This window comes from Ferrigenium kumadai (genome assembly GCF_018324385.1).
GTDB lineage: Bacteria > Pseudomonadota > Gammaproteobacteria > Burkholderiales > Gallionellaceae > Gallionella > Gallionella kumadai.
On record NZ_AP019536.1, the window covers coordinates 259060 to 271772 of the forward strand.

The 12713-nt window shown below is 63.9% G+C and carries 7 protein-coding genes; all 7 read left to right on the plus strand.

The genetic code is table 11. From position 1 onward, the window contains the following. The first annotated feature begins 39 nt into the window (after nucleotides 1-39). Genes dnaK through FGKAn22_RS01190 form a run of 7 tightly spaced genes read left to right on the plus strand, consistent with a single transcriptional unit; the run spans nucleotide 40 to nucleotide 12598 of the window. Nucleotides 40-1935, plus strand: coding sequence for a molecular chaperone DnaK (gene dnaK, locus FGKAn22_RS01160; protein WP_212786168.1), 1896 nt, complete (start codon nucleotides 40-42; stop codon nucleotides 1933-1935). 57 nt (nucleotides 1936-1992) lie between these two features. Then, nucleotides 1993-4434 carry a Lon protease family protein gene (locus tag FGKAn22_RS01165; protein WP_212786169.1) on the plus strand — a complete coding sequence of 814 codons (2442 nt, stop codon included), beginning with the start codon at nucleotides 1993-1995 and terminating at the stop codon, nucleotides 4432-4434. A gap of 24 nt (nucleotides 4435-4458) precedes the next feature. Next, nucleotides 4459-5550 carry a molecular chaperone DnaJ gene (gene dnaJ / locus FGKAn22_RS01170; protein WP_281411906.1) on the plus strand — a complete coding sequence of 364 codons (1092 nt, stop codon included), beginning with the start codon at nucleotides 4459-4461 and terminating at the stop codon, nucleotides 5548-5550. After that, entirely contained in the window at nucleotides 5547-6296 is a 750-nt protein-coding gene (locus FGKAn22_RS01175) for a protein-L-isoaspartate(D-aspartate) O-methyltransferase (RefSeq protein WP_246487428.1), read from the plus strand. Before dnaJ ends, FGKAn22_RS01175 begins: the two co-directional genes overlap by 4 nt. A 1-nt stretch (nucleotide 6297) precedes the next feature. Beyond that, nucleotides 6298-8700 (plus strand): spermine/spermidine synthase domain-containing protein, encoded by a 2403-nt coding sequence (locus tag FGKAn22_RS01180; protein ID WP_212786171.1) that lies wholly within the window; start codon nucleotides 6298-6300, stop codon nucleotides 8698-8700. Next, nucleotides 8697-9929 carry a glutaredoxin family protein gene (locus FGKAn22_RS01185; protein WP_212786172.1) on the plus strand — a complete coding sequence of 411 codons (1233 nt, stop codon included), beginning with the start codon at nucleotides 8697-8699 and terminating at the stop codon, nucleotides 9927-9929. The genes FGKAn22_RS01180 and FGKAn22_RS01185 overlap by 4 nt, the downstream gene beginning before the upstream one ends. 5 nt (nucleotides 9930-9934) lie before the next feature. Next, nucleotides 9935-12598: a cation-translocating P-type ATPase gene (locus FGKAn22_RS01190; protein WP_212786173.1), complete on the plus strand. Its 2664-nt coding sequence runs from the start codon at nucleotides 9935-9937 to the stop codon at nucleotides 12596-12598. Nucleotides 12599-12713: the final 115 nt, after the last annotated feature.

The window sequence follows — 12713 nt, forward strand, 5'->3', positions numbered from 1 at the left end:
CTGTGCGGCATCTGCCGCTTTCAGTAAAGGGAGAACATCATGGCCATCATCGGTATTGATCTGGGCACTTCCAACTCGGCCGCCGCGGTGCTGCGCGGCGGGCGTCCCGTCATCATCCCCAGCGCCGAAGGCATCAGCCTCGGCGGCAAGGCATTCCCCAGTTACGTCGCACTCACCGCCGACGGCCAGATGCTGGTGGGCGAACCGGCGCGGCGCCAGGCGACCTCCAATCCGGAGGGGACGGCCAGCGCGTTCAAGCGCAGGATGGGCAAGCGCGAGAACTACCGCCTGCGGGACAAGGATTATTCTCCCGAGCAGCTGTCGGCTTTCCTGCTGCAAAAGATCAAGCGCGATGCCGAAGCCTTCCTTGGCGAGCCGGTGGAAAAAGCCGTGGTGACGGTTCCGGCCTATTTCGACGACAACCAGCGCGCCGCGACCAAGGATGCCTGCCGCATCGCCGGGCTGGAAGTGGTGCGTCTGGTCAACGAGCCTACCGCCGCTTCGCTGGCCTACGGCCTTGACCGCCTGGCGCAGGAACTGCGCATCGCGGTGATCGACCTCGGCGGCGGTACGCTCGACGTGACCATCATGGAGTTCGGCAAGGGCGTGTTCGAGGTCAAAGCCACCAGCGGCGACACACAGCTCGGCGGCACCGACATGAACCAGCGCATCTACGAGCACCTCGCCGAACGTTTCCAGATGTCCACCGGCGTGGATGTGCGCAATGACCCGAAGGCCGCCGCGCGGCTGATGGAGGCGGCCGAGAACGCCAAGATCGAACTCACCGCCAGCGTCACCACTCATCTCAGCCTGCCTTATCTCGCTGCCGTCAACGGCGAACCGCGCCACCTGGAACTGGACCTCAACCGCACCGAACTGGAACGCTTGGTGCGCCCGGTGGTCGAGCGCTGCAAAGGCCCTGTGGAGCAGGCGCTGCACGACGCGGGCATCACGCCGAAGGACGTGGACCGCGTGGTGTTCGTCGGCGGCCCGACGCGCATGCCGGTGGTGCGCGCCTTTTTCGAGGAATTGTTCGGACGCAAGGCCGAGATGGGCGTGGATCCGATGGAATGCGTGGCAGCCGGCGCCGCGATCCAGGCCGGCGTGCTGGCGGGCGAGGTTGGGGGCATCGTGCTGGTGGACGTGACGCCGCTCACGTTGGGCGTCGAGACGCTGGGCGGCATCGCCACGGCGCTGATCGCGCGCAACACACCTATCCCGGTCAAGCGCAGCGAGACCTTCACTACCGCCGCCGACATGCAGACCAGCGTCACCATCCATGTGTTCCAGGGCGAGCGGCCGATGTCGGGGGACAACACCAGCCTGGGCGAATTCAACCTCGACGGCCTGCCGCCCGCGCCGCGCGGCATCCCCAAGATCGAAGTGACCTTCGACATCGACTCCAACGGCATCCTCAGCGTGTCGGCGAAGGACACCGCCAGCGGCAAGTCGCAGTCCATCAGCATCACCGGCTCCACCCGGCTTTCTGAAGACGACAAGAAACGCATGGTGGAAGATGCCGAGAAGTATGCCGATGCGGACAAGAAACGGCGCGACGACGCGGAGAAACTCAATGCCGCCGATGCCGGCTGTTACGAGGCCGAGAAACTGCTCGCCAATTTCGCCGACAAGCTTACCGACGAATTGAAAAAGCGCATCGAGACTGCCTTGCGCGAGACCAAGGAGGCGCTGATGAAGAAGGATGCGCCGCTTGCCACCGAGCGTGCGGAAGCGCTGAAGAAGGTGCTGCAGGAGGCCGGGGCGGTGCTATATGCGCAGACGGGTCAGGCACCGAAAGGCGCTCCCTACGCGGAGACGCGCTGGGAAGGGCCGGAACCTGCGCCCAACGTCGGCGCTTCGACGGGCGAACCGCGTCCGAGCGGAGCAGGCCCGCGTGGCAAGGTGGTGGATGCCGAGTATAAGGAGAACCAGTGAACTTCGAACATGTGGCGCCACCTGTAAGCAGACAGCAACTCCATAGAGGGGAATGACATGAACGATCCTCTGCCACTGCAACCGCAACAGCTCTACCAGCCCTGCGATCCGGGACAACTCGGGTTCCAGACGACGGCCGACCTCGAGGACCTGACGGAGGTCATCGGTCAGACGCGGGCCATGGATGCGATCCGCTTCGGCGCCGGCATCCGTCACGATGGCTACAACCTCTTCGTGCTCGGGCCGTCGGGCACGGGCAAGCATAGCCTCGTGCAGCAGTTCCTCAAGAAAAAGGCAGGCGGAGAGCCCAAGCAGGCCGATTGGTGCTACATCAACAACTTCGCACAGCCACACAAACCGAAGATGCTCAAGCTTCCCTCCGGCAGGGGGGAGGAGCTGCGCCAGCGTATGGAGAAGTTGGTGGAGTATCTGCGTAGCGCGATCCCCACACTGTTCGAGAGCGATGAATACCGGGCCAAGGCGGGAGCGATCCAGGAGGAGTTCAGCAAGCGGCAAGAGCAGGTGTTCAAGGAATTGGGCGAAGAGGCCGAGCAGAAGCAGATCGTCCTGTTGCGCACGCCCGAAGGATTCGCCTTCGCGCCGACCCGCGACCATGAGGTGATCCCACCGGACGAGTACGAGAAGCTGCCGGATGAGGAGAAAAAACGGGTGGAGGCGGCGATCGCCGGGCTGCAGGAGAAGCTGGAAAAGGTCATGCACCAGATGCCGCAATGGCGCAGGGAGCGGCACGAGAAGATCAAGCAGCTCGACCGCGAGACCACACTGTCGGTGGTGGACCATTCGGTGAACGAGATCAAGGAGTCCTACGCCGACCTGCCCGAGGTGTTGAAGTACCTCGATCTGGTGCAGCAGGACATGATCGACAACGCGGACGATTTCCGCAAACAGGAGGAGACTGCCACGTTCGGCGGTTTGACCATGGTCACCCGCCAGAGCTTCCACCGCTATGAGGTGAACGCGATGGTGACCAACGGCAAGGAGGACGGCGCTCCCATCGTCAGCGAGGACAACCCGACCTACAGCAACCTGGTCGGACGGGTCGAGCACCTCGCGCAACTCGGCGCGCTGGTCACGGACTTCACCCTGATCAAGTCCGGTGCGCTGCATCGTGCGAACGGCGGCTATCTGCTGCTGGATATCCGCAAGGTGCTGGTGCAGCCGTTCGCGTGGGAAGGACTGAAACGCGCGCTGCAGACGCGCGAGATCCGCATCGAATCGCTGGGCCAGATGTACAGCCTGGTCAGCACCGTATCGCTGGAGCCCGAGCCCATCCCGCTGGATGCCAAGGTGATCCTGTTCGGCGACCGCCTGTTCTATTACCTGCTGCAGCAATACGATCCGGAGTTCGGCGAACTATTCAAGGTGGCGGCGGACTTCGAGGAGCGCATCGAGCGCAATGCCGACACCCACCAGCTCTATGCACGGCTGATCGCCACGCTGGGCCGCAGGGAAAAGTTATTGCCGTTCGACCGTGGCGCAGTGGCTCGTGTGATCGAACACAGCGCGCGCCTGGTCGAGGATGCGGAAAGACTTTCCACCCACATGCGCAGTGTCGTGGACCTGCTGCATGAAGCCGATTACTGGGCGCATGAGGCGGGCAGGGCTGCGGTGGAGGTCGTCGATGTGCAGAACGCCATCGATGCCCAGATACGGCGGCAGGACAGGATCAGGGACAGGCTGCACGAGGCGATCCTGCGCGACACCCTGATGATCGCCACCGATGGGGCGGTAATGGGGCAGATCAACGGTCTTTCCGTGATCCAGCTGGGCGAGTTCGCGTTTGCCCAGCCGACCCGGATCACTGCCACGGTCCGTCTGGGCGAAGGCGAGCTGATCAACATCGAGCGCGAAGCAAAGCTTTCCGGCGCGATCCACTCCAAGGGTGTGCTGATCCTCTCGTCCTTCCTTGCCGCGCGCTATGCGAAGAACCAGCCGCTGGCGCTTTCCGCCAGCCTGGTGTTTGAACAATCCTACGGCATGATCGAAGGCGACAGCGCTTCGATGGCCGAATTGTGCGCGCTGATCTCCAACCTTGCGGATGTGCCGATCAGGCAGTCGCTGGCGATCACCGGCTCGGTGAACCAGTTCGGCCAGGCGCAGGCGATCGGCGCGGTCAACGAGAAGATCGAGGGCTTCTTCGACATCTGCAAAGCACGCGGACTGACCGGCGATCAGGGCGTGTTGATTCCCGTTTCGAACATCAAGCACCTGATGCTGCGCCGCGATGTGGTGGCGGCGGCCGAGGCGGGGAAGTTCAGCATCTACGCCGTGGAGAATGTCGATCAGGCCATCTCCATCCTGACCGGTCTGCCTGCCGGAGAGGCCGATGCCGGCGGCAACTATCCGGAAGGCAGTATCAATCGCAGAGTCGTGGAACGGCTGGCCGAGCTGACCAGGATCAGGCAATCGTTCGCACGCAAGCAGGACAAGGAAAGCGAAGCAGGCAAGAAGACCGATGCGAATGACAAGCCCCAGTGACCTGTGAACCCAAGGTGAGCGATCATTACTGCCCAACGTGATTACTACGAGGTGCTCGGCGTCGCCAAGGATGCCGACCAGAAGGCGATCAAGGACGCCTTCCGCAACCTCGCCCTGAAATATCACCCGGACCGCAACAAGGAGACGGGCGCCGAAGAGCGCTTCAAGGAGATCGCCGAGGCCTATGCCATCCTGTCCGATCCGAAGAAACGCGGCGAATACGATGCCCGCGGCTTTGCCGGTGTGGAGGGGTTCAGCCAGGAGGACCTGTTCAGCGGCATCAACTTCGACGATATTTTCGGCGGACTCAATTTCGATTCCGGCGGCGGCCCGTTCGAGGGGTTCTTTCACCGCCGTCGCAAGGGGCCTGAGCCCGGGGCGAACATCGAAGCGGAACTGTTCATCCCGCTGGAAAAAGTGGCGAGTGGCGGCGAGGAGAAAGTCCGGCTTGGGCGCCCGGCTACCTGCCGTGCCTGCCACGGCACCGGCACCGAGGGCGGCGCGGCGCCGAAGAAGTGCGAGACATGCAAGGGCACGGGGCGCATCACCCACAGCAGCCGCCAGGAAAAGGGGCATGTCCTGATCCAGCAGATCAGCACCTGCCCGGTGTGCCACGGGCGCGGCAGCATCATCGAGCGTCCCTGTCCGGTATGCCACGGCAGCGGCAGGGAGGAAAAAGAAGAGACCCTGACCGTGAAGATCCCGCAGGGGGTGGACGAGGGCATGGTGTTGCGCATTTCCGGCAAGGGGATGCCCAGCCCCGAAGCGGGTGGCGCCGCCGGAGACCTTTTCGTGGTGGTGCGTTCAAAGTCAGACCCTCGCTTCGAGCGCGCCGGGGCCGACCTGCTGCGCCAGGAGACCATCAGCCTGACCGATGCCGTGCTTGGCACCACCCTCCAAGTACCGACGCTGGATGGTTCGGCCACGGTGACCATCCCTCCCGGCATGCAGCCCGACGCGGTGTTGCGCCTCAAGGGAAAAGGCCTGCCGGAATTCGGCAACGGGCACCACGGCGAGATGTATCTGCGCATCGCGGTGCATGTGCCTGAACAGCTGACGAGTGAAGAGCGCGAGCTGTACGAGCGGCTGCGCGCCATCGGCGGAAGACAGGGATGACACTTCTCCGGGGCGGAATGATGAAACGCTTCCTCGCATTGGGTTTCCCCATTTTTTTCTGCTTCGCATCCCCTTCTCATGGTGGTGAATACGATGTCGAGCGCAACCAGATGGTGAATGAAGTGATGGCCGATGCCGCCGCCACCGCATCATCCAGCGGCACCTCCGCACTCAGCCCGCAAGTCGTCGCGGCGATGCGAAAAGTGGAGCGCGACCGTTTCGTACCCGGCTGGCTGAGCTCGCTCGCCTACCTCAACCGACCCCTTCCGATCGGCCACGGGCAGACCATCTCGCAGCCATTCATCGTCGCACTGATGACCGAGCTGATGAAGGTCAAGGCCGGTGACAGGGTGCTCGAGATCGGCACCGGCTCCGGTTATCAGGCGGCGATACTCGGCGAGCTCGCGGGTTCGGTCTACAGCATCGAGATCATCGAACCGCTGGGCAACGAGGCGGGCGAGCGGCTGAAAACGCTCGGCTACCGCAACGTGAAAACGAGGGTGGGCGACGGCTACTACGGCTGGCCGGAAGCGGCACCGTTCGACGCCATCATGGTGACCGCCGCGGCCAGCCACGTGCCGCCGCCGCTGCTCAAGCAGCTGAAACCGGGCGGGCGCATGGTGATCCCGCTCGGCACGCAGTTCATGACCCAGTCGCTGATGCTGGTGGAGAAGAAGCCGGACGGTTCGGTCGCCACCCGCCAGATATTGCCGGTGCGTTTCGTCCCGCTGACCGGCGGGCACTGACATGAATCGTCCCCCGTTCATCGCCATCGGCCTGCTTGCAGCTTGTGTGCTGGCCTACGAGGTGCTGCTCACGCGCTTGTTCAGCATCGTGCTGTGGCACCACTTCGCCTACATGATCATCAGTGCGGCGATGCTGGGCTACGGCGCGAGCGGCACGGTGCTGACCCTGCTGAAGGAAAAGACCGCCCCGCACTTCGGCGCGCTATACGTCGCGGCTGCGGCGGCGCTGGCCGTGCTGATGCCATCGGCGTTCTGGCTTGCGCAACAGGTTCCGTTCAATCCGCTCGAACTGCTGTGGGACCAGACCCAGCCTGTGAAACTGCTCGCCGTCTACCTGCTGATGATGCTGCCGTTCTTCTGCGGCGGGCTGGGCATCGGCCTCGTGTTCTCACACTTCGGCAAGCAGTCGTCGCGCATCTATGCTTTCGACATCCTTGGTGCAGGCGCGGGCAGTCTGGGCGTCATCGGCCTGCTGTTCCTCGCGCCGCCGTCCAAGGTGTTGAGCATCCTCACGGCAGTGGCCATGCTGGCTTCCGCCATTGCCATCGTCGAACTGAAGATGCGGCCGCGATGGCTGATGGGATTGTTTCTCGGCTTGGCGGTGCTGGCGTTGACTTTGCCCGCCATACCGGTGCGCCCCTCTCCCTACAAGGACCTGAGCCAGGCCATGGATATCGTCGGCGCACGAATGGTCGAGGAGCGCAGCAGTCCGCTGGGCCAGATCGCGGTGGTGGAAAACACCCGCGTACCGTTGCGCGATGCGCCGGGCATGAGCCTCAACGCCACCAGTGAGCCGCCGCCGCAGCTAGGCGTGTTCGTGGACGGCAACGGCCCGTCCGCATTGACGAAATTCGACGGCAAGCTCGCGCCGCTGGCCTATCTCGACCAGCTCACCTCGGCGCTTCCCTACCATGTGATTCCCGATCATGGATCTAAAGGGCGGCGCGTGCTGGTGCTGGGAGCCGGTGCCGGCAGTGACGTGCTGCAGGCGCTGTATCACGGCAGCTCGGCGATCGATGCCGTGGAGCTGGACCGCAACGTCACCGATCTGGTCCGCGAGCGTTTCAGCGACTATGCCGGCAACCTTTACAGCCGGCCAGGCGTCCACGTGTACGAGGCCGAGGCGCGCGGCTTTGTCAACGCCAGCCGCGAACGCTACGACCTGATCCAGCTCGCGCTGATGGATTCGTTCGGCACCGCATCGGCCGGGCTGTATGGCCTCTCCGAAAACTATCTCTACACGGTCGAGGGGATGCAGGCCTATATGAACCGCCTCACGCCGGGCGGCATGCTCGCCGTCACGCGCTGGCTCACGCTGCCGCCGCGCGATGCGCTGAAACTGTTCGCCACGGCGGTGTCCGCGCTGGAGAAGAGCGGCGTGTCCGATCCTGCCAGGCGGTTGGTGATGATCCGCGGCTGGAAGACCGTCACGCTGCTGGTGAAGAACGGCGATTTCACCGCACACGAGATCGGGGCGATCAGAAGGTTCTGCCGCGCGCGCTCTTTCGACACGGCCTGGTACCCCGGCATGCGGGCGATCGATGCGAATCGCTACAACCGGCTGGCGCAGCCCTATTTCTACGAGGGGGCGGTTGCGTTGCTGGGGTTGCAGCGGCAGGAGTTCATCGACAAGTACAAGTTCTACATCGAACCGGCGACCGACGACAGGCCGCATTTCTTCCGTTTCTTCAAATGGGATGCCGCCGAAGAGATATTCTCCCTGCGCGAGCAAGGCGGCATGGCGCTGTTCGACTGGAGCTACCCGCTGCTGGTGGCGACGCTGCTGCAGGCGATCGCGGCAAGCGTGCTGCTGATCCTGGCGCCGCTGGCCTTCTCTCGTTGCAGGCGCAACTTGCCGACTGCGCCGGTAGCCCTGTATTTTCTCGCCATCGGATTCGCCTTCATGTTCATGGAAATCGCCTTCATCCAGAAGTTCGTGCTGTTCCTTTCCCATCCGCTGTACGCCGTGGCGGTCGTGCTGTGCGCCTTCCTGGCGTTCGCCGCCGTGGGAAGCTGGCTCGCCGGACGCTCGCAGGCCGCTAACAAGGTCACGTTCGCAGTGACGGGATTGGGCGCCATCGCGGTGTTCTACCTCGCCATCCTGCCTGACCTGTTCCAGCAGCTGATCCATCTTCCCGACTCGGCAAAGATCATCATCTCCGTGCTGCTGATCGCGCCGCTGGCGATGTGCATGGGCGTGCCCTTTCCTACCGGCATGACGTGGCTGGCCGGCGTGCGCGAAGGAGCGATTCCCTGGGCATGGGCGATCAACGGCTTCGCCTCGGTGGTGGGCGCGGTCCTCGCCACGCTGCTTGCGATCCATCTGGGTTTTGCCGCGGTGATCCTGCTGTCTGTGCTGATCTACGGGCTGGCCGCTGCCGCCATGTGGAGATTCGCGCGATGAGGCCAGCCACGCATCTGCAAGCCTCGATCCGGTTCGTCGCCGGTTTCTTATTGCTGCTGGTGCTGGCCACAGGCTGGCCCGGGGCAGCGTTCGCGGCATCAGTCTCACAAGAAACTATTCAGACGGAGCAACCGGCCGACATCGAAGTCTTCGTGCGCAAGGGCTGCCCGCACTGCGCCAAGGCCAGGGAATTCCTTGCCGGACTGCAGAAGGAGCAACCGGAATTGCGCATCACGATCCGCGATGTGAGCCGCGAACCCGCTGCCATGCAGAGATTGAAGCAGCTCGCCGAAATCCACGGTGAGAAGGCGGTGCGCGTGCCCGCGTTCGAGGTGGGCGGACAGCTGATCGTCGGCTACTCCGAAAAGGCAAACACCAGCCAGCTCATACGAGACAGTCTGGCGCGAGCGCGCCTGGCCACACAAGGCGGAGATGCGGCGTTGAGTTGCGGCGCGGAAGTGACCCCGTCCTGCGGAGCCGGGCCGTCGAAGCCGGAGACCTTCGCCGTCGAATTTCTTGGCCTCAAGGTGTCGCTCGAACAAGTCGGCCTGCCGCTGTTCACAGTGGCGCTGGGCCTGCTGGACGGTTTCAACCCCTGCTCGATGTGGGTGCTGATCCTGATGATCTCGCTGCTCGCACCGCTGAACAACCGGCCGCGCATGTTCGCCATCGCCGGCACCTTCGTCGCCGTACAAGGCGTCGCCTATTTCGTGTTCCTGGCGGCGTGGCTCAACCTGTTCCTGCTGGTCGGGCTCTCGCGCACCTCCGAGATCATCATCGCCGCATTGGCGCTGCTGGCGGGTGCGATCAACCTCAAGGACTTCTGGCGTTTCGGGCAGGGCATCTCGCTGTCCATCCCCGCGGCCGCCAAGCCCGGCATCTACGCCCGCATGCGGCGCGTCATGCAGGCCGATAACCTCACTGCAGCGCTGCTCGGCACCGTGCTGCTGGGTGTGCTTGTGCAGATCGTCGAACTCATGTGCACCTCGGGTTTCCCCGCGCTGTTCACGCGCATCCTGACGCTCGAGCGGCTGGACAGCCTGAGCTATTACGCCTACCTGCTGCTCTACGATCTGGCCTACATGCTCGACGACATGATCGTGCTGGCCATCGGTGTCGTCACGCTCAGCCAGCACCGCCTGCAGGAAAGGGAGGGCCGCTGGCTCAAGCTGCTCAGCGGCCTGGTGATGGTGGGGCTGGGCATGTACCTGTTGCTGTTTCCGTATTGAGCATCATGAATCCGCACCAGCGCGACATCGAGCGGCTCTATGCTCATCTGCGCAGCGGTGCAGACGGGTTGACGCAAGCCGAAGCGAAGCGGCGGCTTGCGCGGTACGGCCCCAACCGGATCGAGAAGATCGCCGAGCAGCCGCTGGTGATCAGGTTGCTCAAGGAGTTTACCCACTTCTTCGCGCTGATCCTGTGGCTGGCGGCGGGCCTCGCGTTCTTCGCCGAATGGCGCGAGCCGGGGCAGGGCATGGCCACGCTGGGCTACGCCGTGCTCGGCGTGATCCTGATCAACGGCCTGTTCTCGTTCTGGCAGGAATACCGCGCGGAAAAGGCGCTGGCTGCGCTGCGCAACCTGCTGCCGCAGCACGCTACCGTGCTGCGCGACGGCAAGGCCGTCTCCGTTCCCGCTGCCGAGTTGGTGCCGGGCGATGTGGTGCTGTTCACGGCAGGCGATGATGTACCCGCCGATAGCCGCCTGATCGAGGCGTTCGGGGTGCGCGTCAACACCGCGACCCTTACCGGCGAATCCAAACCGATGGCGCGCGATGTGACTGCAACGGCGGAAGAATTGGCAGCACTACGGCGCGATATCCTGCATGCGGGTACCTCGCTGATCTCGGGAGAGGCAAAAGCCATGGTGTACGCCACCGGCATGCACACCGAGTTCGGCAACATCGCGCGCCTCACGCAAACCCTGCACGAGCCGCTGTCGCCGCTGCAAATAGAGATCGCGCGCATGTCGCGGCTGGTCGCGATGTTCTCCATCCTGCTCGGTGTCCTGTTCTTCCTGATCGGGCAGTTGGTCGGCCTGTCGTTCTGGGCGAACCTGCTGTTCGCCATCGGCATCATCGTTGCCAACGTACCGGAGGGCCTGCTGCCCACGGTCACGCTGTCACTCGCGCTGGCGACGCAGCGCATGGCGAAGAAGAACGCGCTGGTGCGTCATCTGCCCGCCGTGGAGACACTGGGCGCGGCAACGGTGATCTGCAGCGACAAGACCGGCACGCTGACTCAGAACCGCATGAGCATCCGGCAGGTGTTCTATTCAGGCGCGCTGCTGACACCAAACGAACTGATCGCAGCCGACCCCCTCTTCGCCGTCATGCGCAATTGCCTCGATCTGCGTCGCGTCGAACAGAACGGACAATCAGTGTGGCAGGGCGACCCGATGGAAGTCGCGCTGCTGGAAAGCGTTCCGCCGGGTGTTGCATCATTTCCGCGCCTGGACGAGATACCCTTCGATACCGAACGCAAGCGCATGTCTGTCATCTGCGATACGCCGCAGGGGCACACGCTGTATTGCAAGGGCGCGCCGGAGAGTGTGCTGCCGCTGTGCGACGCGATGCTGCAAGACGGGAATGTCATCCCGCTCGACGAAGCCGGGCGCGGCCATCTGTCGGGCACTCAGGATCAGATGGCGGCCCAGGGATTGCGCGTGATCGCCCTCGCTTATCGCGCCCTGCCGCAACACGACGCACATCGCGAGACCGAGCTGGTCTTCGCCGGACTGATCGGGCTGGTCGATCCGCCGCGCCCAGGCGTGACCGAGGCGATCGGCACCTGCCATGCGGCCGGTATCCGCGTGATCATGATCACCGGCGACCATCCGCACACCGCCGGTGCGCTGGCGCGCGAGGTCGGGCTGGCGCAGAACCCCGTTGCCGTTACCGGCGACAAGCTGCGCGTGATGTCGGATGCCGATCTGCAACTGCTGCTCGACGAGCCCGGCCTGATCTTCGCGCGCACCAGCGCCGACCAGAAGATGCGCATCGTGCAGGCCCTGCAGCGCAGGGGCGATATCGTCGCGGTGACAGGCGACGGCGTGAACGACGCACCTGCGCTGAGGTGTGCCGACATCGGCATCGCCATGGGCATCGCGGGCACCGATGTCGCCAAGGAAGCAGCCGACATCATCCTGCTCGACGACCACTTCGCCACCATCGTCACCGCCATCGAAGAAGGGCGGGCGGTGTACGACAACCTGCGCAAGTTCCTCACTTACATCCTCACCCACAACGTCGCAGAACTGGTTCCTTATCTCGCCTTCGCACTGTTCAAGGTCCCGCTGCCGCTCACGGTGATCCAGATCCTCGCCATCGACCTGGGCACCGACACTTTGCCCGCGCTGGCACTCGGCGCGGAGAAACCCGACCGGGACATCATGCTCAGACCGCCGCGACTGCCCAGCGAACGCCTGCTCAGCTGGGGTTTGCTGCTGCGCGTCTATCTCTTCCTCGGGCTACTGGAGGCGGTCGCGGGCATGGCCGCATTCTTCTTCGTGCTGCACAGCGGCGGCTGGCAGTTCGGCAGCGCGCTCGGTGCGCACGACAACCTGTATTTGCAAGGCACCACGGCCTGCCTGTCGGCCATTGTCGTGATGCAGATGGTCAACATCTTCCTGTGCCGTCATCCCTCCCTGTCCGCATTCAGCCGCGGCCACCGTTTCAATCGCATGATCGTCTACGGCATCGTCTTCGAGCTGGTGCTGATATCGCTGATCGTCTACACCCCATGGGGAAACGCACTGTTCGGTACTGCGCCGCTTGCCGCCGAAGTATGGCTGTTCCTCGTTCCGTTCGGGATCGGATTGCTGTTGCTGGAGGAAGGACGCAAGGCGTTGGTGCGCGGCATGGTGCGGCGCAACGCTGCGGAAAGCGTTGCCCGATAGGTTGCACCGCGGTACGCGTGTCTTTACCTTGGAGGAGGATACGGTCCAGGAGGTGGCGATGCCGGTATCAGTTGCCAATTGACACGGCACGCTGCCACGTACGGATAGTAGCCGG